This window comes from Pseudomonas sp. FIP_A4 (assembly GCF_036701605.1).
GTDB lineage: Bacteria > Pseudomonadota > Gammaproteobacteria > Pseudomonadales > Pseudomonadaceae > Stutzerimonas > Stutzerimonas phenolilytica.
This window is the reverse complement of sequence record NZ_JAYDXP010000130.1, coordinates 146,215-170,970: the sequence shown is the minus strand read 5'-3', so window position 1 is coordinate 170,970 and position 24,756 is coordinate 146,215. Positions and strand designations below refer to the sequence as shown.

At 66.4% G+C, this 24,756-nt stretch carries 22 protein-coding genes and 1 pseudogene; 10 read left to right on the top strand and 13 right to left on the bottom strand.

Translation table 11 applies throughout. The features are described from left to right. Nucleotides 1-1,368 (top strand): sigma-54-dependent Fis family transcriptional regulator (locus tag U8L64_RS20045; RefSeq protein ID WP_333398829.1); only part of this gene is annotated, 1,368 nt, incomplete at its 5' end. A 177-nt stretch (nt 1,369-1,545) separates the two neighbouring features. Here the strand turns inward: U8L64_RS20045 and U8L64_RS20040 are convergent. The 9 genes and pseudogenes from U8L64_RS20040 to U8L64_RS20455 all read right to left on the bottom strand — a co-directional run. Further along, the gene (locus tag U8L64_RS20040; protein WP_043295713.1) at nt 1,546-2,211 is read right to left on the bottom strand and encodes a response regulator transcription factor; all 666 of its coding nucleotides are present in this window, start codon (nt 2,209-2,211) and stop codon (nt 1,546-1,548) included. 34 nt (nt 2,212-2,245) lie between these two features. After that, nucleotides 2,246-2,818 carry a PQQ-dependent catabolism-associated CXXCW motif protein gene (locus U8L64_RS20035; protein ID WP_043295711.1) on the bottom strand — a complete coding sequence of 191 codons (573 nt, stop codon included), beginning with the start codon at nt 2,816-2,818 and terminating at the stop codon, nt 2,246-2,248. Between the two features lie 104 nt (nt 2,819-2,922). Then, nucleotides 2,923-3,714, bottom strand: coding sequence for an ABC transporter permease (locus tag U8L64_RS20030; protein ID WP_234302421.1), 792 nt, complete (start codon nt 3,712-3,714; stop codon nt 2,923-2,925). Further along, nucleotides 3,711-4,448, bottom strand: a complete 738-nt coding sequence (locus tag U8L64_RS20025) for an ABC transporter ATP-binding protein (protein ID WP_333398826.1) — start codon at nt 4,446-4,448, stop codon at nt 3,711-3,713. The genes U8L64_RS20030 and U8L64_RS20025 overlap by 4 nt, the downstream gene beginning before the upstream one ends. Next, nucleotides 4,445-5,416 carry a YVTN family beta-propeller repeat protein gene (locus U8L64_RS20020; RefSeq protein WP_234302419.1) on the bottom strand — a complete coding sequence of 324 codons (972 nt, stop codon included), beginning with the start codon at nt 5,414-5,416 and terminating at the stop codon, nt 4,445-4,447. The genes U8L64_RS20025 and U8L64_RS20020 overlap by 4 nt, the downstream gene beginning before the upstream one ends. Nucleotides 5,417-5,450: 34 nt before the next feature. Beyond that, entirely contained in the window at nt 5,451-5,939 is a 489-nt protein-coding gene (locus U8L64_RS20015) for a tetratricopeptide repeat protein (RefSeq protein ID WP_102828318.1), read from the bottom strand. Beyond that, nucleotides 5,936-7,126 carry an ABC transporter substrate-binding protein gene (locus U8L64_RS20010; RefSeq protein WP_333398821.1) on the bottom strand — a complete coding sequence of 397 codons (1,191 nt, stop codon included), beginning with the start codon at nt 7,124-7,126 and terminating at the stop codon, nt 5,936-5,938. The genes U8L64_RS20015 and U8L64_RS20010 overlap by 4 nt, the downstream gene beginning before the upstream one ends. Nucleotides 7,127-7,265: 139 nt before the next feature. Then, nucleotides 7,266-8,057, bottom strand: coding sequence for a methyl-accepting chemotaxis protein (locus U8L64_RS20460; RefSeq protein ID WP_442965303.1), 792 nt, complete (start codon nt 8,055-8,057; stop codon nt 7,266-7,268). Between the two features lie 108 nt (nt 8,058-8,165). Beyond that, nucleotides 8,166-9,170, bottom strand: a pseudogene (locus U8L64_RS20455) (PDC sensor domain-containing protein); the annotation flags it as partial. A 663-nt stretch (nt 9,171-9,833) separates the two neighbouring features. Between U8L64_RS20455 and U8L64_RS20000 the strand changes: the two are divergent. The 5 genes from U8L64_RS20000 to U8L64_RS19980 all read left to right on the top strand — a co-directional run bounded on the left by U8L64_RS20000 (nt 9,834) and on the right by U8L64_RS19980 (nt 16,158). Further along, nucleotides 9,834-10,271, top strand: a complete 438-nt coding sequence (locus U8L64_RS20000) for a copper-binding protein (RefSeq protein WP_102828321.1) — start codon at nt 9,834-9,836, stop codon at nt 10,269-10,271. A gap of 10 nt (nt 10,272-10,281) precedes the next feature. Continuing rightward, nucleotides 10,282-11,538, top strand: a complete 1,257-nt coding sequence (locus U8L64_RS19995; protein WP_333398818.1) for a HAMP domain-containing sensor histidine kinase — start codon at nt 10,282-10,284, stop codon at nt 11,536-11,538. After that, the gene (locus U8L64_RS19990) at nt 11,535-12,194 is read left to right on the top strand and encodes a response regulator (RefSeq protein ID WP_008567927.1); all 660 of its coding nucleotides are present in this window, start codon (nt 11,535-11,537) and stop codon (nt 12,192-12,194) included. Before U8L64_RS19995 ends, U8L64_RS19990 begins: the two co-directional genes overlap by 4 nt. Before the next feature lie 268 nt (nt 12,195-12,462). Then, nucleotides 12,463-14,763, top strand: a complete 2,301-nt coding sequence (locus U8L64_RS19985) for a TonB-dependent receptor (RefSeq protein ID WP_333398815.1) — start codon at nt 12,463-12,465, stop codon at nt 14,761-14,763. Nucleotides 14,764-14,991: 228 nt separating this feature from the next. Next, nucleotides 14,992-16,158 (top strand): MFS transporter, encoded by a 1,167-nt coding sequence (locus U8L64_RS19980; RefSeq protein WP_333398813.1) that lies wholly within the window; start codon nt 14,992-14,994, stop codon nt 16,156-16,158. Between the two features lie 64 nt (nt 16,159-16,222). Here U8L64_RS19980 and U8L64_RS19975 read toward each other — a convergent pair whose 3' ends face one another. The 3 genes from U8L64_RS19975 to exaA all read right to left on the bottom strand — a co-directional run bounded on the left by U8L64_RS19975 (nt 16,223) and on the right by exaA (nt 19,671). Further along, complete coding sequence (locus U8L64_RS19975; RefSeq protein ID WP_333398811.1) at nt 16,223-16,906, bottom strand: 3'-5' exonuclease; 684 nt, start codon at nt 16,904-16,906, stop codon at nt 16,223-16,225. Nucleotides 16,907-16,997: 91 nt separating this feature from the next. After that, on the bottom strand, nt 16,998-17,651 hold the full coding sequence (locus U8L64_RS19970; protein ID WP_333398809.1) for a pentapeptide repeat-containing protein: 654 nt from the start codon (nt 17,649-17,651) through the stop codon (nt 16,998-17,000). Nucleotides 17,652-17,811: 160 nt separating this feature from the next. After that, complete coding sequence (gene exaA, locus U8L64_RS19965) at nt 17,812-19,671, bottom strand: quinoprotein ethanol dehydrogenase (RefSeq protein ID WP_333398807.1); 1,860 nt, start codon at nt 19,669-19,671, stop codon at nt 17,812-17,814. A gap of 322 nt (nt 19,672-19,993) precedes the next feature. On the opposite strand from exaA, the gene pedF reads away from it, so the two are divergent. The 4 genes from pedF to U8L64_RS19945 are packed head-to-tail and all read left to right on the top strand — an operon-like array spanning nt 19,994 to nt 23,118. Continuing rightward, nucleotides 19,994-20,431, top strand: coding sequence for a cytochrome c-550 PedF (gene pedF, locus U8L64_RS19960; RefSeq protein ID WP_077683417.1), 438 nt, complete (start codon nt 19,994-19,996; stop codon nt 20,429-20,431). After that, a complete protein-coding gene (locus tag U8L64_RS19955) occupies nt 20,431-21,348 on the top strand; it encodes a substrate-binding periplasmic protein (protein ID WP_333398805.1) in 918 nt (305 codons plus the stop codon). The genes pedF and U8L64_RS19955 overlap by 1 nt, the downstream gene beginning before the upstream one ends. Before the next feature lie 45 nt (nt 21,349-21,393). Further along, nucleotides 21,394-22,143 carry a quinoprotein dehydrogenase-associated SoxYZ-like carrier gene (locus U8L64_RS19950; protein ID WP_043295684.1) on the top strand — a complete coding sequence of 250 codons (750 nt, stop codon included), beginning with the start codon at nt 21,394-21,396 and terminating at the stop codon, nt 22,141-22,143. A 42-nt stretch (nt 22,144-22,185) separates the two neighbouring features. Beyond that, nucleotides 22,186-23,118, top strand: coding sequence for a quinoprotein relay system zinc metallohydrolase 1 (locus tag U8L64_RS19945; RefSeq protein ID WP_333398802.1), 933 nt, complete (start codon nt 22,186-22,188; stop codon nt 23,116-23,118). A 12-nt stretch (nt 23,119-23,130) separates the two neighbouring features. Here the strand turns inward: U8L64_RS19945 and U8L64_RS19940 are convergent, their stop codons facing one another. Then, entirely contained in the window at nt 23,131-24,597 is a 1,467-nt protein-coding gene (locus tag U8L64_RS19940) for a lipid II flippase MurJ (RefSeq protein WP_156714664.1), read from the bottom strand. Nucleotides 24,598-24,756: the final 159 nt, after the last annotated feature.

Sequence of the window (24,756 nt, the reverse complement as noted above, 5' to 3'; positions counted from 1 at the left end):
TCGAAAGACTCGCAGACTTTTGCCCTGCAACTGGTCAAGCAGTACGCGCGGATGATCGAAGACGCCTACTTCCTGCGCCTGTACCGCGACCGGCCGATCCTCTGCTTCGATGCCTCGCGCGAGTTCGTGCTGATCAACCGCCACTACCTGCTGGCGCTTGGCGACGACGGCGAGCTGCTGGCCGGCAACACCGCCGCCCGCGGCCTGCTCGCCGAGCACGGACTGATGACGCCGGGACCGTTCGGCAGCCTGACGCGGGCGCGTATCGACGAATTCTTCGACTGCGAGCTGGCGGATATCTTGAGCATTCCCTACGCCAGTCACGACCAGGTACGCGCCTTCCGCACCCAGCGGCACAACCGGCTGTTCTTCGCCGCGCTGATGGAGCCGCGCCGCGCGGCACCGCTGCCCGCCGAGCGCACGCAGGGCGCGCCGCGCTGCGCGCTAGATGCCCTGGCCGACGACGACCCGGCGATGCGCAAGATGCTCGCCCGCGCCCGTCGACTGTGCAGCGAGCCGCTCAACGTGCTGCTCAACGGCGAAACCGGCACCGGCAAGGAGCGTCTGGCGCGCGCCCTGCACGAGAGCGGCAGCCGCCGCCAGGCGCCGTTCGTGGCGATCAACTGCGGTGCGGTGCCCGAGTCGCTGATCGAAAGCGAGCTGTTCGGCTACGCGCCGGGAACCTTCACCGGCGCACGGAGCAAGGGCATGCGCGGGCTGATCCAGCAGGCGGACGGCGGCACGCTGTTCCTCGACGAGATCGGCGACATGCCGTTGCATCTGCAGACGCGCCTGTTGCGTGTACTGGCCGAGCGCGAGGTCACCCCGCTGGGTGCCGAGCGGTCGGTCAAGGTGGATCTCCGCGTGATCGCCGCCAGCCACCGCGACCTGCGGCAGATGGTCGAGGCCGGCGAATTCCGCGAAGACCTGTTCTACCGCCTCAACGGCGCATTGCTGAAACTGCCGCCGCTGCGCGAGCGGGCCGACAAGGGCTACCTGATCGAACGGGTCTACGCCGAGCTGGCCCAAGGGCGCAGCAATGCCCCGCACCTGCGCGGCGATGCGATGAGTGCGCTGTTGGCCTATCCCTGGCCGGGCAACATTCGCGAGCTGCGCAACGTGCTGCAGTACGCGCTGGCTACCTGCGAGGGCAACGAAATCACCGTGCACGACCTCCCTGAGGAATGTTTGCCCCACGCGGTGACGCGCGTTGCTGTGCCGACCGCTGGTCCGGAGGCGGACGACGACCTGCGCAGCCTGCTGCGGCGCCAGCGCTGGAACGTCAGCGCGGTCGCCCGGGAGCTGGGTGTTTCACGGCCGACGGTGTATCGCCGCATGCGCTTGCAAGGTATCGAACCGCCGGTTTGAGCAGGGCGACCCCTAGGGGGCGAGGGTTGGGATTCGGGAGAGAATGGCGCCGGCGCCGGCTGCCGGCGCTGTTCGGAGGGGCTGCTTAGCGTCGCGTCGTCATGCCGGGCTTCGTTCATCGGGAAGCCGCATGTTTGCTCGCCGGCTCGTGGCTGGCGTTGCGCGCTACGGCGCCGTTCAGCGCCGCAGGTACGCGGTGAAATCGATATCGCCGGCCGAGAGGATCGCCTGTACGCGGTTGTGCACGTTGAGCTTGCGCAGGATCGCCGAGACATGCGCCTTCACGGTGGTTTCGGCGATGTCGAGGTTGTAGGCGATCTGCTTGTTCGACTCGCCCTTGGTCATGCGTTCCAGCACCAGCAGCTGCTTGCGCGTCAGGGCCTGCAGCAACTCCGGCGGGATCGACGGTTCGCTGTGATGGGTATGGCGGCTGGTGGCCTTTTGGCTGCGGATGATGTCCGAAGGCAGGTAGACGTTGCCGTTGAGGATCTGCTCGATGGCTTCGGTCATCTGCGCGCGCGGCGAGGATTTGGTGATGAAGCCGACCGCGCCATAGGTGATGGCCTGCAGCACGATCTGCTTGTCCTGTTCGGCGGAGACGATCACCACCGGGATGGTTGGCGCCTCGTTGCGCAGGTTGATCAGGCCGTTCAGCCCGTGCATGCCGGGCATGTTCAGGTCGAGCAGCACCAGATCGAGGTCGTCATGCTCCTGGGTCAGCGCCAGGGCGCTGTCGAGGTCGGCGGTTTCCAGGATTTCGCTGTCCGGAAAACCGTCGCGGATGACGTTGTGAATGGCCTCGCGAAACAGCGGATGGTCGTCGGCAATCAGAATCTTGTACAAGGCCGGTCACCTCTTTGTTTTGATTATGGTGAGCTTAGTCAGCGTGCTGGCTGCTCTGCACGGGCTCGGGGGTCGCAGGGTGCAGCGGCAGACCAGCCTGCTCCCAGCCATCAATGCCGTCACGGTACCAGTACAGGTCGGTGTAGCCCAGCGCACGGGCGCGCCGGGTGGCATTCCAGCCCAGCCAGCAGTCGGAGCGGCAGTAGAACACCAGCGGCCGTTGCAGGTCGCCCTCGGTAATGCGTGCCAGGTTCTTGCTGAAGTAGTCCGCCCATTGCGGTGTGAGCGAGCCGTCGCCGGTGTTGGCCAGCCAGACACTGCCCGGCAGGTTGGCGTGCGCCTCGTTGTCGATGAACTGACCGGCCAGCCATTGGCGGCGGTAGACATCCACCAGCAGCATGTCGGAGCGCTCGGCGAGCAGGCGTTGGAGCGTCGCGGTATCCACGGTTTGCGCGCCTTCGGCGGTCGCCGGGGTGGGGCTGCGGTATTGCGTCTGGCGGTAGCCATCGGCGGAGAACAGTGCCGGGTCTTCGGTCGCACTGGCGAGCGGACTCAGGCCGATCCCGGTGAGGGCGACGAACAGCAGGGGCAGCAACGACCTGGGCATTTATCTTTGTTCTCCGTACGTCGGTGGGGTCGATTACAGAGCAAAGGAGGTGTCTTTGAAATCCTACGATGGACGCGCCAACCAGTACCAAAGTACCGGTTGCCTTATGCCGAGCGCCGCAGCGCCGCATGCTGCGGATTGAAACTGGCCACCGCCAGCAGGCTGAACAGCACCGTCAGGCCGACGCACACGGCCAGCGCCGTCGGTTCGAGGCGCTGGTACAGCCCGTAGCGCACCAGCTCCACCGCATGGGTGAACGGATTGACCGCGCAGACCCAGTACAGCCACTCGCTGGCCTCGCGCATCTTCCACAGCGGATACAGCGCCGAGGAAAGGAAGAACATCGGGAAGATGACGAAATTCATCACGCCGGCGAAGTTCTCCAGCTGGCGGATGCCGTTGGACAGCAGGAGCCCCAGCGCGCTGAGCAGCAGCGCCACCAGCAGCAGCGCGGGCAGGGCAGTCAGCAGGCCGAGCGGCGGCGGCTGCACGCCATACACCCAGGCGATGGCGAGGAAGGCGTAGACCTGCAGCAGCGAAATCAACGCCGTGGCCAACAGCTTGCTCGCCAGCAGGAAACCGCGCGGCAGCGGGCTGGTGAGCAGCACGCGCATGCTGCCCATCTCGCGGTCGTAGACCATCGACAGCGAGCCCTGCATGCCGTTGAACAGCAGGATCATGCAGGCCAGACCGGGAACGATGTAGGTCTCGTAGGTGATGTAGGTGTCGTACGGTTCGATGATGGCGATGCCCAGTGCGGCGCGAAAACCGGCGGCGAACACCACCAGCCACAGCAGCGGTCGCACCAGCGCGCTGAAGAAGCGTGAACGCTGCTGAACGAAGCGCAGCCATTCGCGCAGCACGATGCCGCGCAGGCATTCCCAGTACAGGCTCATGACGAAGGCTCCGCTGCGGGATTACGGGTCAGGCGGTCGAAGGTCTGTTCCAGGCTGGCATCATCCTGAGCGAGGGTGTCGGCCCGGCCCTGCGCGACCAGCCGGCCGCGGTTGAGAATGAGCAGGTCGTCGTCCGTCTGAACTTCATCGAGCAGGTGTGTGGTCCACAGCACGCTCATGCCCTCTGTGCGGCACAGCTCGCGTACATGTCGGTTGAGCGCCTGGCGGCTGGCCGGATCGAGGCCGGCGCTGGCTTCGTCGAGCAGCAGCAGGCTGGGCTTGTGCAGCAGCGCGCGGGCAATCTCGACGCGCCGGCGATGGCCACCGTTGAGCTCGCGCACTTTGCTTTTGCGGCGGTCGCCGAGTTGCTGGCGCTCCAGTTCGCGCTCGATGCGCTCGCTGGCCAGCACGCGCGGCATGCCGTGCAGCGCGGCGTGGTAGCGCAGGTTCTGCTCCACGGTCAGATCGAGGTCCAGCGTGCTCTGCTGGAACACCACACCGAGCCGGCGCAGCGCCTCGCGCGGTTGCTGGCGCAGGCTGGCGCCGGCGATGCGGATGGCGCCGTGCTGCAGGTCATACAGCCGCGTCAGCAGCGCGATCAGCGTCGACTTGCCGGCGCCGTTGGGGCCGAGCAGGGCGGTGAAGCGCCCCGCGCTGGTGGCGAAGGTAACGTCGTCGAGCGCCTGCCGCGGCCCGTAGGCGAAGCGGACGCCCTCGACTTCCAGCGCATTCATGGCGCGACCACCACGCCCCACGGATAGCGGCCGACCTTGATCGACTTGGTCACCTTGAGCTTGGCGACATCGATGACCGACACGTCGCTGCTCACGCCGTTGGTGGTCAGCAGCAGGCTTTCATCGGGATTGAACGCCATGTGCCAGACGCGCCGGCCGACCAGCAGGTAATCCAGCACCTCGTAGGTTTTCGCATCGACCACGGCGATGTGGTTGGCCGGGCCGAGCGCGACGAAGGCGTATTTGCCGTCGGAGGTGAGCTTGATGCCCACCGGCTGGACCTTGTCCGGGTGGACGCCCTTGATCTTGAAGGTCAGGGTCTTGAGGATTTCGCGCTTGTCTACGTCGACCACGCTGACCGTGCCGCCGATTTCGGCCGAGGCCCAGAGGGTCTTGCTGTCCTTGGTGAACTCGACGTGCCGCGGGCGCTGGTCGACCAGGGTGTTGTCCACCAGCTGGTTGGTAGCGGTATCGATCCAGTGCAGCATGTTGGTGGTTTCACTGGTGTTGACCGCCCACTTGCCGTCCGGGCTGACCGCCATGCCCTCGGGTTCGACACCGACGTCGATCTGTGCCAGCACCTCTTCCTTCTCGACGTCGACCACCGTTACCAGTGCATCGTCCTCGTTGGAGATGTACAGCCACTTGTTGTTGGGGTGCAGGGCGAACTGCTCCGGGTCGGCACCGGACGGCAGCTGCTTGATGATCTGCCGCGTGGCCAGGTCCATCACCTGCACGGTGTCCGAATCGCTGGCGCAGATGTAGAGCAGCTTGTTGTCGTGCGAGAGGGTCAGCCCGCGCGGACGCATGCCGACTTCGAGGGTTTCGACCGTTTCCATCTTGTCCAGGTCGATGACGCTGATGCTGTCATCCTTCTCGTTGGAAACGTACGCGGTGGCGGCCAGGGCGGAGCCGGCCAGGCAGCTCAGGGCGCAGGCGATGGCGGAGGCAAGCAGGGTTCTGGGCATGAGGGAGTCCTTTGTTGTTATAGGCGTGGGCGTGTCAGCGGGCCGGCGCGCGGGTGGCATCCAGGCGCAGCAGGTATTCGTCGGCTTCGCTCTGCCCGCCGGCGGCGGCGCGTTGCAGCCAGTCGCGCGCAGCGACGCGGTCGGCCTCCACACCGCGGCCTTCGGCCAGCGCGACGCCCCAGTGATAGCGCGCCAGGCTCACGTAGCTGGCGTCGTCGGGTTGTTCGGCGCCCTGTTTGAGCAGCGCGGCGGACTTGCTCAGGTCCTGCTCCACGCCGTTGCCGCTCTCGTACATCTGCGCCAGCGAGATCAGCGAGTAGACGTCGTTCCAGCGCGCGACGCAGTCCTCGAAGATGGCCTTGGCCGCCTCGAAATTGCCGGTCTTGGCGGTGACGTAGCCGTACAGGCATTTGATGCGCTTGGGGCTGTCGACATAGGCCTCGTAGCCCAGTTCGTCGGCGAGCGCCGAGGTGCCGGGCAGGGCGGCCAATGCCAGCAGGGCGGCCACGGGAAGGCGCTTCATGGTTGGGCCTCGTTCAGCCGGCAGCGGCTCTCGGGGGCGTCGAAGCCCAGGGTGTCCAGCTCGCTGGTGGGGTGCAGAAAACCGTCCTGCGGCGAGGTGGAGACCAGCGCGCGCGGGTGGACCAGCGGGATCGGTTGGCGCAGCTGGCCGTTCCACGAGCGGAAGCTCAGCTTGCGACCCTTGAAGCCATCGAGCGGCAGCTCATCGCTCAGCGACAGCTGACGGATCGTCGTCACCTCGGCGGTACGCAGTTTGGTCACCGCGGCCGCGAGGCTGCGCACCGCCATCCAGGCGGCGAAATCGCGGTCGTTCATCCAGCGCCCGGCGTGCGCCTCGAAACGCTTCTGCAGCTGTGCGGCGCCATAGGTTTCCACGGTCTTGTGCCAGCCGGTGGGCGTCAGCCCCTGGGTCCCGGCGACCGGGCGCGGATACCAGGTGTGATAGGGCACGTACTCGCCGAAATCGCCGCGTTCGTCGGCCACTACGACCACGTCGTACTCGGTGGTCTGGGTGAACAGCGGCATGTCGGCCTGCGCCGTGCGGCGCTGGTCGTTCTCGAAGCTCCAGGGTTTCTCCGCGACGATCTTGTGGCCGAAACGCTTGGCCGCACGGCGCAGCGCGTCGGCGTAGGCCTGATCGTCCGCCGTAGGCCCGCTGATCAGCAGCCAGCGGTTCCAGCGCCGCGCGGCGAGAAACTGGCCGAGGGAATCGGCCAGCATGCTGCGACTGGGCAGGGTGTGCAGCACGTTGTTCAGGCAGCTCTGGCTGCGCAGCGCATCGTCGGCACTGCCGGCGTTGTACAGCAGGCTGTCGGGCAGCGCCGCGGACAGCTGGCGCAGCGTGTCGACCGGGGCGTTGACCACGAACAGGCGCAGGCCGTCGGCGTGCAGCCGCGCCGCCTGCTCGAGCAGCGCTTCGGGTGTTTCGCTGGTGGCGGAATCGAGCCGGTAGTGATGCTTGAGGAAGCGTCCGGTGCTGTTGCTGTCGACGATGGCCAGCTCGGCGCCGCGCAGGCCGGCGTCTTCCGGCTCGGGTATGACGTTGGACAGCAGCGGCCCCGGATCGGGCCGATAGCCCAGATAGCCGATGCGTACCTCCAGCGGCTCGGGCGTGGCCGGCGCGGCGAACGCGTCGGCGCAAGCGAGGGCGATCAGACAGACCGCGGCATGGAACGCGAATGGATGCATGGGGCGACTCCTGAGGCTTGCGGGCAGCATAGGAAGCGCTCCAGCAGGGGGGAATATGCAGAAAGTACCAGTCGTGGTGTACCAAGGTCGTAGAAATGCGACAGATCGAAGCGGCACCGCGAGGGTGCCGCTCGGGTGCTCAGCGGGTGCGTCTGACGGTGAAACGACCGACCTGCACGATCATCTGCTCGGCCTGTTGCGTCAGCTCCTGCGCGGCCTGGGTCGACTGCTCGGAGTTGCTGCTGTTGTGGTGCACGACCTGATCGATCTGCTCGATGGCCAGGCTGACCTGTTCGATGCCGGACGCCTGCTGGCTGGAGGCCGAGGCGATCTCGTCGACCAGCTGCGAGACCTGCGCGGCGCCCTGGACGATCGCTTCCAGCGCCTGGGCGGTTTCGTCGGTGAGCTCCATGCCCTTGACGGTCCGCGCGTTGGATTCCTGAATCAGACGGGTGGAGCGCTGCGCCGCTTCGGCGCTGCGGGCGGCAAGCTGGCGCACTTCATCGGCCACCACCGCGAAGCCGCGTCCGTGCTCACCAGCACGCGCCGCTTCGATGGCCGCGTTGAGGGCCAGCAGGTTGGTCTGGGTAGCGATCTCCTCGATGGCGCGGATGATGTTGGTGATGTCCTGACCGGACTGGTTGATTTCCTGCATCGCACCCTTGAGCGTCGCCATGAGCTCGTTGCCGCCACGCGCTGATCGCTCGGAATCGCGCGATAGCGAATTGGCCTCGCCGGCGTACTCGGAAGTCTGGCGGATCTGCGAAGCCATCTGGTTGATGGTGGCGCTGATCTCGGTGACCGCCGAGGCCGACTCCGTCGCGCCTCCGGACAGGTCATGGCTCAGGCGCGTCACCTCGCCGGCCTTGTCGTTGATCAGCGCCGAGCTGAGCTGCACCTGGGAGACCAGCTCGTTGAGGTTGTCGACCATCCGCCGCAGTGCCAGGCCGAGCTGATCGCCGTCCGAGGCCAGGCGTACGTCGACCGTCAGATCGCCCTGGGAAATGCGCTCGGCGACATGCACCTGCTGCTGCAGGCTCTCGGCCATGCGGTCGAGGCTGGCGGAAAGCTGACCCACTTCGTCCGCCGAGCGGTGTGCGAGGCGTTGCGAGAAGTCGCCGCGCTGTATCGCGCCAGCGAGCTGCGCCGCCTTGCGGATCGGCAGCGCCACCGAGCGCGAGGAGATCCACAGCGCGATGACCGCGAGCAGCGAGATGAACACCCCGACGCCGATCTGTTGAAGCATGCTCCGGCTGCTCTGGGTCTGCATTTCCGCTTCGAGGGCGGCGGCTTTTGCCAGCACGATGTCTTTGTCGATCTTGAGCATCATCGACCACGGCTTGCCGGTCCGGCCAAGCGCGATGGGTGCGAAGACGATCACCATGCCGCTGTCGTCCAGCCGTGCCAGCTCTTCGCCTTTCTGGATGGAGCCGAGCGCGGCTTGCCAGTCATCGGGCAGCACCTGCTTGAAGTGTTCGCCGATCAGGTTGGGATGGCGGCTTTCCGCGACGACCAGCCCCTGATCGCTGATGATCGCCACCTCGCCCTGGCCGTCGAACAGCTTGCCGGAGACTTCCTGGCTGATCTTCTGCACGAAATCGAGGTTGTAGTCGGTGCCCGCCACGCCCATGAAGCGCCCGTTGACCACGATGGGTACGGAAAGCGTCGCCAGCCACACCTGCTTGCCCTGCACGATGTAGGGCAGCGGGCCGAGCACGCTTTCGCGCCGGTTTTCCTTCGGGCCGATGTACCAGCCGCCTTTCAGCACGCCATTCGGGTGCTTGTCCATGGTGTCGTATTCGACCAGCGGCTGAACGGCGATCTTGCCGTCTGCGCCGCGCGTCCAGTAGGGCGTGAAGCGCCCGGTCTGCTCGTTGTTGCCGTTCTGCGTACCGGCGAACAGCGCGTCCTGGCCGTCGATGGCGTCCGGCTCCCAGCACGAGTAGGTGCCGTTGAAGTCCGGGTAACTCTTGAGCACGTTCAGCAGGACGGCATTGACCTGGTCGCGGCCGATCTCGAGGCCGCCATTGTCGGCCGCGCTCATCTTCGCGACGGCGAAGGTCGTGGCCATGCCGCGGGCGGCTTCCAGCGCCTTGGTGAACTCCGCGCGGATTTCCCCTGCGTACTTGCCGCCGAGGTGTTGCAGGGTTTGCAGCGCCTCATCCTGCGCTTGCTGGCTGACGCGGTTCGACACCAGTTGCTGCGTGGAGCTTGCGAGGTAGACGCTGTAGCCGATGAGAATGCCCGCCGTTGCGAGCAGGCATAGCCCGCCGATGAGAGCGATTCGCTGTTGTATGGATCTGAGTGTCATGACGGTTCCTACTCCTGAGCAATGCAAAAGAACCTGCGGGGGCGTGCCTGAACGCCGAAGGGCGGCCGAAGATCGCCGATGGCAAAACGGCATCCCGGATGCCGAATGTTGCGGCGCGCCGGCCGAGAAATTGATCGCTACCTTGGTACTGCTGCGTTGGTAGCGGTACGCGCGATACGGCTTTTGGCGTGGCTTCTGGCGGGCACCGGCGCAGGCGCGGTGCTGCGCGGCGCGGCGGGCGAAAACGGATCGGGGCACCGGCGGACTCCGGTGTTTTTCGTTCCGTCAGGCGCTGGCGGGGATGGGCGGCGGTATCGGATCGGTACCAAGGTAGGAGGGTGGATGGCGCGCGGGCGCCTAGGATGGGGCATCCAAAACAATAAAGAGGCCATCACCATGCCCACATGCAAAGCCATGCTGCTCAATCTGCTGTTCATCGGCAGCCTGCTCGGCTTCGACCAGAGTCAGGCCGCCGGCGATCTCACCCGCCGCACCCAGGCGCTGCCGGACCTCAAGTTCGGCTCCGAAGAAAGCGATTACGCCGTCTCGCAGAAGGAGTACCAGCTGGAAACCGGCGTCGCCTATCAGCTCAAGGTGATTGCCGACGGGCAGAAGGAATGCGCCTTCCAGGCGCCGGAGTTTGCCCAGTCGATCTTCCTGCGCAAGGTCGAGGCCGGCGGCGTGGAGATCAAGGCGGTCACGCTGGTCGAGCTGGAGTTCGAGGACGCCGGCGAGGCGGAAATCTTCTTCCTGCCGGTCAAGCCCGGCACCTACCCGTTCTACTGCAAGGGCTTGCAGAACAAGGGCATGGAAGGGCGCTTCGTGATCAAGTGAGGGCGCGGCCATGAGTGCGCTCAGGCGTACCTACCTGCTGGTGACGCTGTTCTTCGTCGCGGTGGCGCTGGTCTGCACGGCCGTGCTGCTGCGCCAGGCTGCGCATGACGTGCAGCGCGAACTCGATGCCGCGCAGCAGGTTGTGGACTACCTGGCACTCAGCCTGCGCGATGAGCCGCAAGCACTGGCGGCCGGCCTGGAGCAAAGCCTGCGGCATATCCGCATCGAGCGGGTATCGGCCGGCAATGAACAGCCTGCCGAGCCATTCGATCGGCCCTGGCTGAGCCGCTGGCTGTACCCGCAGGTGATGCCGGCGCGTGTCATCGAGCGGGCGAACGGCGAGCAGATTCGCCTGGCGGTCAATCCCGACGACGAGGTGGAAGAAGTCTGGGATTCGCTGTTGCAGCTGCTCGCGCTGTTCGGCCTGGCGCTGGCACTCAGCCTGCTGACCATACGCTGGGCGGTCGGCCACGCACTCGGTGTGCTGGAAGACCTGCTCGGCGGTCTGCGGCAGATTTCCCGCGGGCAGCTGGCCACACGGCTGGTCGCGCGGCGGCTGCCGGAGGCACGCCGGCTGGCCGGACACTTCAACCAGATGGCCGGCGCACTGGAGGAGGCCGAGGCGGCGAATGCGCGGCTTACCGGTACGCTGCTGGAACTGCAGGAGCGCGAACGCACCCGTCTGGCGCAGGTGATGCACGATGATCTGGGTCAGTACGTTGCAGGCATTCGCGCCCGCGCCTGCCTGCTGCGCATCCAGGCCGAGCAACCGGATGCGGTGCGTGAAACCGCGGCGCATCTGGAACGGCACAGCCTCGATCTGCAGAACGGATTTCGCACGCTGGTGCGCGATCTCTATCCGGTGATGCTCGAACACCTGCCGCTGGAAGAAGCTGTCGGCCAGTTGGTCGAGCAATGGCAGGGCGCGCAGGGCATCGAATGCCAGCTCCAGCTGTGCGGAGCGATTCCCGCGTTCACCACCGAGGACAAGCTGCACCTGTACCGGCTGCTGCAGGAGGCGCTGACCAATGTCGCGCGTCATGCGCAGGCCCGTTGCGTACGTCTGCGCCTGCGCGGCGGCGCGCATGGGCTGCGTGTGCTGTTGCGTGACGATGGCCACGGCGAGCCGCCGCAGCGTGCCGGAGTCGGTCTGCGTTCAATGCGCGAGCGCGCTCGCTGCCTCGGCGCCAACCTGCGTTTGCGGCACTGCCCGGGACAGGGCTGGACGCTTTATCTCAACCTGCCGTGCAAAGGAGCGACAGCATGAAAATCCTGCTGGTGGACGATCACGCGGTGGTGCGCCAGGGCTACGCCAGCCTGCTTACCGCGCTGCTGCCCGAGGTGGTGGTGACCGAGGCCGAGAGCGGCGAGCTGGCGCTGCAACGGGTGCAGGAGGAAATTCCCAGCCTCGTCGTGCTGGACCTCGGGCTGCCTGGCATCAGCGGGCTGGAGACCTGCCGGCGCCTGCGTCAGCGTTTGCCGCTGCTGCCGGTGCTGATTTTCAGCATGCATGACGAACTGGCGCTGGTACGCCAGGCGCTGGATGCCGGGGCGTCCGGCTACCTGACCAAACGCTGCGCGCCGGACGTGCTGGTCGAGGCGGTGCGCAAGGTGCTTGCCGGTCAGCCCTTCATCGAGCAGCCGCTGGCCACCGCACTGGCGCGCCAGCGTCCCAGCACCTCACCGATGCAGGGGCGTCTGGCCGAGATGACCCCGCGCGAGATGGAGATCTTCATCATGCTCGCCCGCGGCATCGGCAACCGTGAGATCGCCGAGCGGCTGTGCATCAGCAGCAAGACCGTCTCCAATCACATGGCTCTGCTCAAGAGCAAGCTGGACGTCAGCTCCCAGGCGGAGCTGGTGCACCTGGCCATCGACCAGGGCCTGCTGCGCGTCGGCGAACGCATGCTCTGCGAGGCCTGAGCCCGCCACGACTCTGCCTGTTCCTGTTCGCGAAGCCGCCTGCCGTCGCTGGCGGGCGGCTTCGGCGTGCCCGGTCGCCACGCAGGTCTTCATCCGTACCGCGCCATCGGTCGTACGACCAAGTGCCGGCGGTTCGGGAAATTTTCCCGGGCGAACCGGGAATTCTTCCCTGTCGGCGCGACTCGGCGGCTTTCGATAATCGGTCTGGCAGGTTGCCAGCATGCAGCCGTGATCCGTTCGATTCGCCGCACAACAACAAGGAATATCCATGTCGTATCAGGTCTGCCGCCGCGCGCTGCCCCGGCGCACGCTGCTTTCGCTCGCCATCGCCAGCCTGCTGCCAGGTATGGCGCATGCCGCCGAACCGCTCGAACTGGCCAGCGAAGAAATCGTCGCCACCACACCGTTGCCGGGTATCGGTCTGTCCAAGGATCGCTTGCCGGCCAACGTCCAGACGCTGGACGAGGCGCAACTGCGCAAGCTCGGCGGCCAGTCGCTCGCCGAGGCGCTGCAGCGCGGGCTGCCGAGCGTCAATCTGAACGAGACCCAGGGCAATCCGTACCAGGCCGACCTCAACTACCGCGGCTTCACCGCATCGCCGCTGTTGGGCACTGCCCAGGGTCTGTCGGTATTCCTCGACGGCGTGCGGGTCAACGAGGCCTTCGGCGATGTGGTGCACTGGGACCTGATTCCCCGCAGCGCCATCGCCGACATGGCGCTGGTGCCCGGCTCCAACCCGTTGTACGGCCTGAACACCCTGGGTGGTGCGCTGGCGTTGCAGACCAAGCGCGGCGACACCCATCCCGGCGGTTCCGCCGAGGTTTACGCCGGCTCGTTCGGGCGCAAGGGTGGCGCGGTGCAGCACGGCGGCCAGCATGAAGAATTTTCCTGGTATATGGCGGCCGAGGGCATGGAGGAGGATGGCTGGCGCGATCACTCGCCATCGGATGTCGGCCAGCTGTTCGGCAAGTTCGCCTGGACCACCGCGACCACCGACATCGCGCTGACCCTCGCGCACGCCGACAACGACCTGATCGGCAACGGCCTGCTGCCCGAGAGCATGCATGACCGCGATCACGACGCGATCTTCACCTATCCCGACCAGACCGAGAACCGCAGCCATCTGATGGCGCTGTCGGCCAGTCACTGGCTGAGCGATGCCGATCGGCTGTCCGGCACCGTTTATCTGCGCCGTACCCGCACCGCGACGCTGAACGGTGACGGCAACGACGAGTACGAGGACGAGTACGAGGAGTGGGAAGACGCCGGCTTTATCGGCGAAGGCCCGCAAAGCGGCGTGCTCAACCGTACCCGCACCGCGCAGCGCGCCTACGGCCTGGCTTTGCAGTGGACGCGTTATGCCGGCGATCACCAGTTCGCCTTCGGCCTGTCGCATGACAACACCCGCGCCAGCTTTCACCAGAGCGAGCAGGGCGGCGAGCTGACCGACGAGCGCGGCATCCTGCCCACCGAGGACGAGGAACAGGCCAACAGCCTGCTCGGTCGTACACGCACCTCCAGCCTTTACGCAACCGACACCTGGGCGCTGACCGAGGCGCTGCAGCTGACTGGCTCGCTGCGCTACAACCGCACACGCGTGGTCAACAGCGATCGCATGGGCGATGACCTCGACGGCGACTTCACCTATCGCAAGCTCAACCCGGCACTGGGTTTCGCCTGGCAGCTGCAACCGGCGCTGACCGTCTATGGCGGCTTCTCGCAGGGCAATCGCGCGCCCACGCCGATCGAGCTGGGCTGCGCCGATCCGCAGAACCCCTGCAGTCTGCCCAACGCGATGGCCGCCGACCCGTTCCTCGAGCAGGTGGTCACCCGTACCCTCGAACTCGGCGTGCGCGGACAGCTGGCCGGCGGGGCGGAGTGGAACGTCACCGCGTTTCGCAGCATGAACCACGACGACCTGCTGTTCGTCGGCACCGGTGGCAGCCAGGGCTATTTCACCAACTTCGGCCGCACCCGGCGCCAGGGTATCGAGCTGGGGCTGAACGGCAGCTACGGTGCATTCGACTGGCGCGCGGATTACACCTACCTGCAGGCGACGTTCCGCTCCTCGGCATGCATCCTCGCCGAGAACAACAGCACCGAAGGCGAGGGTGGCTGCCCGGATGACGAAATCCGTATCGCCAGCGGCGACCACCTGCCGGGCTTGCCCAAGCACAATCTCAAGCTCGGCCTGGACTGGAACCTGAACGAGCGCCTGCGCCTGGGCACCACGTTGCTGGCCTATTCCGGACAGTACGTGCGCGGCAACGAGAACAACCGCCACCAGGCGAGCGGCGAGTTCGAGGGCAGCGGCAAGCTGCCGGGCTACGCGGTGCTCAACCTCACCGCCGACTACCGTTTCGCCCGCGACTGGACGCTGTTCGGACGCGTCGACAACCTGTTCGACAAGCGTTACGCCACCAGCGGCGCGCTGGCGGAGAACCCCTTCGTCGGCGCCGGCAACGCCTTCGCCGACGACCCGGACGGCTGGCGCCACGAGCAGTTCATCGCCCCCGGTGCACCCCGCGCGGGCTGGCTGGGCGTGCGCTACCAATGGGACGCGCTGTAGCTGAACGGATAAAGGCCCGTGCAGACCGTACGGGTCTTTTGCGTCCGGCTTGCCGGCTTTGCGGGGCGATGTGTCAGGCGTGACGCAAAAAAGTCACGGCAGACTGCGTATGCTGGTGTGCTTGGCCGCCATCCTGTGCGGCGCGACCAGCGGAGCCCCAATGAACCACGCTTGTGCAGTCATCCGCCGTTCCAGGTCGTCACACCTGACTGCGGCAGGCCAGACGCGTTGATCAGCTCGTCGCGCCTGCGCGTCGTGTTCGCACTCGGCAGCGCGCAGACGCTGGCCTGGGGCTCGACCTACTACCTGCCAGCGATTCTCGCCGAGCCGATGGCGCGCGAGCTGGGCCTGGCCACCGGCACCGTGTTCGCCGCATTTTCCCTGGCGCTGGTGGTGACGGCCGTTCTCGGGCCGCTGTGCGGCAAGCGCATCGACCATCACGGCGGGCGTGATGTGCTGGCGCTTTCCAGTCTGGTCTTCGCGGCAGGGCTGGCGACCCTCGGCCTTGCGAACGGGCCGCTGATGCTCTGGCTCGGCTGGCTGGTGATCGGCATCGGCATGGCGCTGGGGCTTTACGAGTCGGCGTTCTCCACACTCACCGGCATCTACGGCCGCGATGCGCGCGGTGCGATCACCGGGATCACCTTGCTTGCCGGGTTCGCCAGTACTGTGTGCTGGCCGATCAGCGGCTGGCTGGAGGCTGCGCTCGGCTGGCGTGGCACCTGCCTGGTCTGGGCCGCGGCGCATATCGTCCTCGGTCTGCCGCTGAACCGCCTGATGATTCCGCTGGGTATCCAGCCCGCATCGCCGCCGGGCGACAGACCTGTGCAGGAACCGGCTGGTGCCGGCCTGACCATGGGGCTGCTGGCGTTCGTTTTCGCCGCCACCTGGTTCGTCAGCACGGCGATGGCGGCGCACCTGCCGCGACTGCTGCAGGAGACCGGGCTGTCGGCGGCGGCGGCCATCGCCGTCGCGGCGCTGGTCGGGCCGGCGCAGGTCGGTGCGCGCTGTCTGGAATTCGTTTTGCTGCAGCGATTCCATCCGCTGCTCTCGGCACGCCTGGCGGCCATCGCGCATCCCATCGGTGCGCTCGGCGTGATGCTGTTCGGCGCACCGGCGACCACCGGGTTTGCCCTGTTGCACGGCGGTGGCAACGGCATCCTGACCATCGCCAAGGGCACCTTGCCGCTGGTGATCTTCGGCCCGCACGGTTATGGCCTGCGCCAGGGGCTGCTGATGGTGCCGGCGCGTTTCGCCCAGGCCTTCGCGCCGTTCGTCTTCGCGCTGTTGATCGATGATTACGGCAGCGGCGCACTGTGGCTGTCGGCCGCGCTGGGCGTGCTGGCGTACGGTGCGCTGTCACTGCTGCAGCGGACCGCGCGTGGTCTCGGTTGAGCGGCAACGGCCGCAGCTCTGGCCGCGTTCGTCGATCAGCGCTGCCAGCGAACCGTCAGGAGGATCATCGCGAACCGTCTACATGCAGCGGCTGCCTGGGCTTGGCGCGACGCGGTTGGGGCGGCGTGCTGGCCAGCTGCAGCAGCAGATGTTGCCGCTCGACGGGCAGGCCGAGGAATACCTGTAGCGCGGCATAGGCGTCATTCGCTGCGTAGACCTGCTGAGCCTCGCTCAGCTCGGCGCTGGCCCAGTTCGAGGTCGTCACGCGGCGCGACTTGTGAATGCGTGCGCCAAGCACACCGGCCACCGCGCCGCGCAGGCCGACCTGACCCTTGCGGTCCTGGTAGCGCAGCACGGTGCCGAGGTCGAGACAGTTCGCCAGATCGATGCCGAGCCTGCCGCGCAGCCGGCTGCGGTCTGCTTTCAGACCGAAGCCGATCTTCAGCACGTCGGGCGCCTGCAATATCGTGCGCGCCGCCTCGACGCAGCCCGGCACGGCGACCTGGAACAGGTACGCCTGCGTCGGCGTGGCGAGCTGGATCAGGTGCGGGCCGGTGGAGACTTCGCCGACGCGGAAGGTCGGCCGGGATTCGGTATCGAAGCCGACGCAGGGGCAGGCGCGCAGTTCGCCGATGGCACTGGCCAGCGTTGCGGCATCGGCGGGCATGACGATGTGTGCGGCCGTCAGCGCGGCGAAGGCCGGCAGGGTGTCGTCGTCAGGGTGGGGAATGCGGATGGGCTGCTGCATCGTCGGTGCTCCGGGGCTCGCCAGCGGGAGCGATCAGGCAACGCTAGCCGAGCGCGGCGGGCAAGTCGATGCCGAATCCACCCGGCGCCGGCTACTTTTCCCAGTCGTGCGGACAATCCTTGCAGCCTTCCATATTGGTTCCCTGAAACGTGGCGTAATGCCGTCGCGCGCCGCTGAGCACGGCGTCGGCCAGGTTGGCATCGTTGAGCTTGGCTTCCTGCAGGTTGGCATCGGTCAGGTCGGCGCCGGCGAGGTCGACCTTGCTCAGCCAGGTCATTTCCAGATCGGCGGCACGCAGGGTGCTGCGCTGCATCTTCGCGCCGCTCAGGCGGGCGAATTCGAGATAGGCACCGGTGAGGTCGGCACCATTGAATCGTGCCGCCTGGGCGAACAAGCCCCAGCCCTGAATGGCGACCAGCTTGGCGTCGGTGAAGTTGGCCAGGCGCAGATTGGCCTGCTGCAGGCTGGCGCGGTTGAGCGTGGCGCCGCTGAGATCGGCCTTCTCCAGATTGGCCAGGTCCAGGTTGGCGTGGCGCAGGTTGGCGCCGGCCAACTTGGCGCCGGCGAGATTGATCTTGCGCAGATCCTGATTGCTCAGGTCCGCGCCGCGCAGATCGGCGTTCGGACACTGGCTTTCCGGCTGGATGACGCAGCCATTGATGACCGCGGGCTGGTCGCTGGCGGCGAACGCGGCGTTACCGGCGAGCAGGGCCAGAGGCAAAAGCAGTAGCGGGGAGGTCTTCATGACGGTTCTCCTGCGAAGCGGTAGGGAGGGGCGGTTGCGCGGAGGCTCGCGTGGCGCGCCGGCGAGAGCGCCAACTCGGGGCCAGACATGCCATGGGAACGCTCCGCGAACCGTCTTACAGGGAAGCGCCGTGCCGGCCGTAGCGGGCACGGCGTGGTACTCAGCGCTGCGCGGTCTTCTTCTCCCACTCCGGCAGTTTGAACACCCAGAACGAACCACCCTGGGCGACCGGCTTGGTCAACACGGCCATGTCGCCACCCCACAGCGGCACGGCGCCGCCGTAGCCGACGGTCACGCCGAGGTACTGCTCGCCATCCTGCTCCCAGGTGATCGGCGGCGAGATGATTCCGCTGCCGGTCTGGAACTTCCACAGCTCGTCGCCGGTTTTCGCGTCGAATGCCTTGAAGTAGCCGTCACTGGTGCCGGTGAACACCAGGTTGCCCTTGGTGGCCAGCACGCCGGCCCACAGCGGCAGTTTTTCCTTGTGTTCCCAGGCGACCTTGCCGGTGGTGGGGTTCATGGCGCGCAGGATGCCGACGTGGTCGTCGTACATGCGCTTGATGCGGAACCCCTGGCCGAGATAGGCCGAGCCCTTCTTGTAGCTGACCTCTTCGGTCCAGTAGTCCTCCTTCCAGTGGTTGGCCGGCACGTAGAACAGGCCGGTGTCCTGGCTGTAGGCCATCGGGTTCCAGTTCTTGCCGCCGAGGAAGGGCGGAGAAACCTCTACGGACTTGCCGTGCTGCTCGCCGGGTTCGGGTTTGGGCGGGCGCTGGCCTTCGTTCTCCACCGGGCGGCCGGTTTTCAGATCGATGTGGCTGGCCCAGGTGATGTTGTCGACGAAGGGGAAGGCGTTCTGCAGCTTACCGTCCTTGCGATCGACCACGTAGAAGAAGCCGTTGCGGTCGGCGTGGGCGGTGGCTTTCACGGTCTTGCCGTTCTTGTCCTTGTAGTCGAACAGCACCAGTTCGTTGTTGCCGGAGAAGTCCCAGGCGTCGTTCGGGGTGTGCTGGTAGAACCACTTCACTTCGCCGGTGGAAGGATCGACGCCGACCTGGCCGGAGGTGTAGAGGCTGTCGTAGTCCTGCGGCTTGCCGTCCTTGGAGGTGCGCGCCCAGCCGTTCCACGGCGCCGGGTTGCCGGCGCCGACGATGATGGTATTGGTCTCGGCATCGAAGCTCGCGCTCTGCCACGGTGCGCCGCCGCCCTGACTCCAGGCTTCGACCTTGCCGGTCGGCGAGTTGGCATCGTCCGGCCAGGAGGGTGCCTTGATGTCGCCGGTCGGCGTGCTGTCCTTGCCGTTCAGGCGACCCATGTGGCCCTCGACGAAGGGACGCATCCAGACTTCTTCACCCGTGTCCGGGTCGCGCGCGAAGAGCTTGCCGACCACGCCGAACTCGTCACCCGAGCTGCCGTGAACCAGCAGCACCTTGCCGGTCTTGCCGTCCTTCACCAGCGTCGGCGCACCGGTCATGGTGTAACCGGCGCCGTGATCGCCGAATTTTTTGTTCCAGACGACCTTGCCGGTGTCCTTGTTCAGCGCTACGACGCGGGCGTCCAGTGTGCCGAAGTAGATCTTGTCGCCGTAGATCGCCGCGCCGCGGTTGACCACGTCGCAGCAGGGGCGGATGTCGTCGGGCAGGCGGTGGGCGTAGCTCCACAGGCGCTTGCCGGTTTTCGCATCCAGGGCGAACACGCGCGAGTAGGAGCCGGTCACGTAAATCACACCGTCGTGGACGATGGCCTGGGATTCCTGGCCGCGCTGTTTCTCGTCACCGAAGGAGAACGACCACGCCGGCGTCAGCTTGAACACGTTCTTGTCGTTGACCTGGGCCAGCGGACTCCAGCGCTGTGCATGGGTGCCCAGGCCGTACTGCAGCACGTTCTCAGTGGACAGATGGTCGTTGGCGATGTCTTCCCAGCTGACCGGCTTGGCCTGGGCAACGCCGGCCAGCGCGAGGCTGCCGATCAGCACGGCGAGGGCGAGCGGGCGGGTTGTGCCGGGGTGCGATCTTGTTGTCATGGTTGCGATTCCCTTGGTCGATTCGGACGAGGCCGCCGTCTGCCGGTAGCCTGGCGATACGAATAGTGGGAGCGCGCTCGCGCGTGCCGACACGGAAAAACGCCCGCCGATGCCGGGAAAACTTCCCATCGGTGCGCTGTTTTCGCCTTGCTACCGCGGTGCCACCACGACCCGCTGCAAAAGACGGGGATAAAACCTAGTACCAAGGGAGGAGATGCAGGCGTCCAAAGCAGGATTCTGCCGGCCGGGTCGCGCCGCCAACATGGCCACCATGCGCTCCGATGGGGCTGCCTTGTACAGGTTCCGAACAGAGGTGGTAGTCATGAACAACAAGAACTTTCTGCGCTCGCTGCTGGCGGCGGGTGTCCTGGGTATGTCCGGCCTGGTCCTGGCGCATGGTGATGTGACGCCGCAGGCGGTGGACACCAAGGGCCTGCCATCCCTTGGCGAGGAGTGGGCAGAAGAAAACCCCTATCGCGCCCCGAGCGAACACCATGATCTGGCGGTGCAGATCGGTTCGTCCGCCTACAACCAGAACTGCGCCCGTTGCCACGGCCTGGAGGCAATCTCCGGCGGTATCGCACCCGACCTGCGCGATCTGGAAGCCAGCTACGACGGCGACGAGTGGTTCAAGGAACGTGTGATCAACGGTGCGGTGCGCGACGGTGCGGTGTACATGCCGCGCATGGCCGACACCCTCAGCCAGGAAGCGCTGTGGGCGATCCGTACCTATATCGAAAGCGAAGCGGCCAAGCGGTGATGCGCCTCGGCCGCTGGCTCGTCGCGCTGTGCCTGTCGGCCGTCTGCGCGTTGGCGCAGGCGGACGTGGTGCGGGTGCGCGCTTACGACGACATCATCGCCTCGGGTGTGCTCAAGGTGGCGATGTACCAGGACTTCCCGCCGTACAGCTTCGTCGTCGACGGCCAGCCACGCGGCGTGGACGTGGAGATGGCGCGCGAGCTGGCGGATGGCCTCGGCCTCAAGCTGGAGGTGCTGTGGGTCGCGCCGGACGAAACGCTGGACGATGACTTGCGCAACTTCATCTGGAAGGGGCACTACCTGCGCCCCAACGTGCTGGCCGACGTGATGCTGCGCGTGCCCTACGACCGCGAGTTCTCCTACAAGCGCAACGAGCTGGGCGAGCTGATCAATGAGCTGGTGGTGATGTTCGGGCCTTATCAGCGCGAACGCTGGCAGTCCGCCTTCGACGATCGCCGTCTGAAGGAGGTGCCGACCGTGGCGGTCTTCCAGTACCACCCGGTGGGCGTAGAGGTCGAGAGCGTGCCGTCGTTCTACCTGTCGTCGGTGTTCGGCGGGCGCATGAGCAAGATGCTGCACCACTATCCCAGCCCGCAGGCCGCGTTCGCCGCCATGCAGGCCGGTGAGGTGGACGCGACGATGGCCATGCGTGGGGAGATCGACTGGCTGCTCAAGCAGGCCAACGACAGCCATCTGAAGCTCGCGGAGAATGCCTACCCTGACATGGGCAAGCAGGTCTGGGATCTGGGCATGGCGGTGCACGAGTCCAACCGCCAGCTGGCCTATGCGCTGGAAGGCGTGCTGGAGCCAATGATCACCGAGGGACGGTTGGCGAAGATCTATGCTGGCTATGGGCTGCGCTACGAGCTGCCCGGGCTTTATCAGGATTTAGAGAACGAGATGGCGGCCGGCAACTGACGCCATCCTTCAGCGGGCCGCCGGGTAACGCCCGAGGAGTTCGAGATGAGCATGCGCGTTCTGCTGTTGCTTCTGACGTTCGCCCAGGCCGGCAACCTGCTGGCTGGCGAACCCGATCCGCTGCAATCGGTGATGTGGGAACACCACCACCGCAATCTGCTCAACGGCGAGCCCTACGTCTTCGACGAGCGTGTGCAGGTACAAGTCCCGCCGTTCGCCGAAGATGCCCGGCAGGTGCCGGTGCATATCGATGCACGCGCCCTCGGTGACGAGGTGGTGCGTATCGAGGCCTGGGCCGATCTCAATCCGATTCCGCGCATCTTTACCTTCACGCCCGGCGAGCGCGTCGAGTCGCTGGTGGCCATCCGCATTCGCGTCGAACAGGCTACGCCGATCCGCGCGGCAGTGCTGACACGCGACGGCGTCTGGCATGTCGGCGGCGCCAAGGTCGATGCAGCCGGTGGCGGCTGCACGGCACCCAGCGTGGTGCGGGCCCAGCCAGGGTGGGAAGACCGTCTCGGCCAAGTCCACGGCGCACGCTTTGCCCGCGGGGAATTCAGCCGACTGCGCATGCAGGTTTCGCACCCGATGGACAATGGCCTGGTGGGTGGCATTCCGGAATTCTTCGTCAACCAGGCCGAACTGCGCACCGTCGATGGCGAGGTATTGGCGACGCTGGAATTGTTTCCTGCAGTCGGCGAGAACCCCAGCCTGAGCCTGGAGGTCCAGGGCCAGGAGGAAACCCGCTTGTGGCTGCGCGACAACAACGGCAATGAGTTCGAGGCGGCGCTGTAGCGCTACCGCGCCTGCGTCCGTTCACCCAGCCAAGGAGACGTCATGCGCCTTTTCACCCTGATCCTTGCCTGCTGCCTGGCGCTGCCGGCGCAGGCCGAGCTGCGCTACGACCTGCGGCCCAAGCAGATCGCCGAGAATGTCTGGCTGCTCGAAGGTTCGACCGACAACTTCGAGCAGCGCAACGGCGGCAACATCGTCAACACCGGCTTCATCGTCACCGAGACGGGCGTGGTGGTGATCGACAGCGGGCCGTCCAAACGCTATGGCGAGGCCATGCGCGAGGCCATTGCGGGCGTCACCGACCGTCCGGTGATCAAGGTGTTGCTCACCCATCACCATCCTGACCATGTGCTCGGCAACCAGGCATTCGCCGACGTACCCATCGCCGCGCTGGCCGGCACCACCGAGCTGCTGCGCGAGCAGGGCGATGCGATGGCGGAAAACATGTACCGGCTGGTTGGCGACTGGATGCGCGGCACCGAAGTGGTGTTGCCGAACGAAACGCTACAGCCCGGCACACTGGAAATCGGCGGCCACAGGCTGCGCCTGCTCGCCCTGCGCGGGCATACCGGCGCCGATCTGGCGGTGCTCGATGAGAACAGCGGCGTGCTGTTCGCCAGCGACATCCTGTTCTACCAGCGCGCGCTGACCACGCCCAACAGCCCGGGACTGGACATCTGGCTGGCCGATCTCGATGAGTTGCAGGCCCAGCCGTGGAAGCTGCTGGTGCCCGGTCACGGGCCGGTCGCCAGCGACGACGCGCCGCTCGTGCAGATGCGCGATTACCTCCGCTGGCTCGACGGTCTGCTGCGCGACGCCGCGGCCAGCGGCGCAGACATGAACGAGGTGATCGACAGTCCGATCCCCGAGCGCTTCGCCGGCATCAGCCTGACGCGCTTCGAACTGATCCGCAGCGTCACCCATCTCTATCCGAAATACGAGGCGCAGCAGCTGCAGCGCGTCGATCAGCAATAGCCGAAGCGCACGTCAGGCGCGTCGCATCGACCAGTAGCTGCGGCGGAATAGGTCGCGCTCGCCCAGCAGCACCACGCCGAGAGCGAAGCCGGCCAGCACCAGCGCGATGTACAGGCAAAGCTCGAGAAAGCCCTGTGGCTCTGGCAGCCAGTGCAATGCCACCGCCAGCGCCGCGGCGGTGGCCGCCCAGCGCAGCAGCACGGCAATACCCAGACCCTTGGGCGATGCGCGGTAGACATACAAGCCCATGAACAGCGCCTGCAATGCCGCGCCGCTGGAGAAGGCGATGGCCAGTCCTTCGGCGCCGTAGGGGCGATACAGCGCCGCGTCGAGACCGATGGTCAGCGCCGAGCTGATCAGCGTGAGCACCAGGAACAGCCGGGTCTGGTGCTGGGCGAGCAGGGCGCGCCCCCAGAGCAGGGCGAGCCCCATCGCCGGCAGGCCGAACGCATAGATGATCACCAGCGAGGCGGTGGCGCTGGTCTGCGCCGCGCCGAACTGGCCGCGCTCGAGCAGCACGGCGACCACGGTGTCCGGAAACGAGCAGAGCACCACAGCCGCCGGCACCAGGAACAGCAGCGTGGCTAGCAGCCCCTTGCGAATCACCGCGGCGTGGGCGCCGTGGTCGTTATCGTTCCAGCTCGCCGAGAATTGCGGGAACAGCACGGAGAGCACTGACATCGCGTACAGCGTCAGCGGAATGGTGACAATGCGGAAGGCGAACGAGAGCATGGTGATGCTGCCCTCATCGAGGAACGAGGCGAACATCCGCTCGGCGAGGATGCACGCCTGCTGCGCGCCGGCGGCCAGCAATACCGGCGCGAAGGCCAGGCCGAAGGCGCTGCCGTGTCCTTCGGCCACAGGGTGCCGTTCGCCGCGCAGATAGGCCAGGCGCCGGTGCTGGGCGACGATCAGGCCGAACTGCGGCAGCAGCATGCCGATGAAAATCACCATGCCGGTCGGCTCGAACAGCAGAATGCCGATGATCGCTCCCGCGTTGAGCAGCACGGTGCGCGTCATCGGCAGGATGAATACGCTATCCATGTTGAGCAGTGCGCCCTGGCAGTACAGCGTCGCCTGCACGGCGATTAGCAGCGCGCCGACGCAGAACACGACCTGCCCGGTCGCCACCTGCTCAGCGCTCCAGCCCGGTGCCAGCAGGGTGAGAATCCAGTAGCTGGCGACGATCACCAGGGCGCTGGCCGCCACGCCCATCAGCATTACGCGCCAGTACAGCCATCGACTGACCGACTCGAACAGCGTCTCCGACTGGCTGCGCAGCTTTTGCAGGTAGGGAATCATGGTGTCGCGCAGGGCGAGACCGAGGAAGTTCTCGAAGAAAAGCGGCAGGATCAGCGCGACGAAGATCAGGTCGGCTTCCCAGCTCAGGCCGAAGGCGCGGGCGATGAACAGATCGCGCAGGAAACCGAGCAGAAAACTGGCGACGGTCAATGCCAGGATGACCAGTGATGCATTCATTCCTTGATCCTGTAGCAGGCCAGCCTGCGGTACTCCGGTAATACGGCGCGCCGCCGTTCGGTTGGGCGGTGTGCCTGGGACAGTTCCGTCTGCCAGGGCTGGCGACATGCTGGCCCCTGGTCGAACGCTACATAGACTGAGCCGGCGCGGCATGGTTCC

Bases quoted from the DNA above. Each gene is read 5' to 3' on its own strand.
- U8L64_RS20035 (WP_043295711.1), bottom strand. From the start codon at position 2,818: ATGCCCAGGTCGTTGCTGCCCCTGCTGTTCGTCGCCCTCACCGGGATC.
- U8L64_RS20030 (WP_234302421.1), bottom strand. From the start codon at position 3,714: ATGAGCCTGTACTGGGAATGCCTGCGCGGCATCGTGCTGCGCGAATGG.
- U8L64_RS20025 (WP_333398826.1), bottom strand. From the start codon at position 4,448: ATGAATGCGCTGGAAGTCGAGGGCGTCCGCTTCGCCTACGGGCCGCGG.
- U8L64_RS20020 (WP_234302419.1), bottom strand. From the start codon at position 5,416: ATGCCCAGAACCCTGCTTGCCTCCGCCATCGCCTGCGCCCTGAGCTGC.
- U8L64_RS20015 (WP_102828318.1), bottom strand. From the start codon at position 5,939: ATGAAGCGCCTTCCCGTGGCCGCCCTGCTGGCATTGGCCGCCCTGCCC.
- U8L64_RS20010 (WP_333398821.1), bottom strand. From the start codon at position 7,126: ATGCATCCATTCGCGTTCCATGCCGCGGTCTGTCTGATCGCCCTCGCT.
- U8L64_RS20460 (WP_442965303.1), bottom strand. From the start codon at position 8,057: ATGGTCGACAACCTCAACGAGCTGGTCTCCCAGGTGCAGCTCAGCTCG.
- U8L64_RS20000 (WP_102828321.1), top strand. From the start codon at position 9,834: ATGCCCACATGCAAAGCCATGCTGCTCAATCTGCTGTTCATCGGCAGC.
- U8L64_RS19995 (WP_333398818.1), top strand. From the start codon at position 10,282: ATGAGTGCGCTCAGGCGTACCTACCTGCTGGTGACGCTGTTCTTCGTC.
- U8L64_RS19990 (WP_008567927.1), top strand. From the start codon at position 11,535: ATGAAAATCCTGCTGGTGGACGATCACGCGGTGGTGCGCCAGGGCTAC.
- U8L64_RS19985 (WP_333398815.1), top strand. From the start codon at position 12,463: ATGTCGTATCAGGTCTGCCGCCGCGCGCTGCCCCGGCGCACGCTGCTT.
- U8L64_RS19975 (WP_333398811.1), bottom strand. From the start codon at position 16,906: ATGCAGCAGCCCATCCGCATTCCCCACCCTGACGACGACACCCTGCCG.
- U8L64_RS19970 (WP_333398809.1), bottom strand. From the start codon at position 17,651: ATGAAGACCTCCCCGCTACTGCTTTTGCCTCTGGCCCTGCTCGCCGGT.
- exaA (WP_333398807.1), bottom strand. From the start codon at position 19,671: ATGACAACAAGATCGCACCCCGGCACAACCCGCCCGCTCGCCCTCGCC.
- pedF (WP_077683417.1), top strand. From the start codon at position 19,994: ATGAACAACAAGAACTTTCTGCGCTCGCTGCTGGCGGCGGGTGTCCTG.
- U8L64_RS19955 (WP_333398805.1), top strand. From the start codon at position 20,431: ATGCGCCTCGGCCGCTGGCTCGTCGCGCTGTGCCTGTCGGCCGTCTGC.
- U8L64_RS19950 (WP_043295684.1), top strand. From the start codon at position 21,394: ATGAGCATGCGCGTTCTGCTGTTGCTTCTGACGTTCGCCCAGGCCGGC.
- U8L64_RS19945 (WP_333398802.1), top strand. From the start codon at position 22,186: ATGCGCCTTTTCACCCTGATCCTTGCCTGCTGCCTGGCGCTGCCGGCG.
- U8L64_RS19940 (WP_156714664.1), bottom strand. From the start codon at position 24,597: ATGAATGCATCACTGGTCATCCTGGCATTGACCGTCGCCAGTTTTCTG.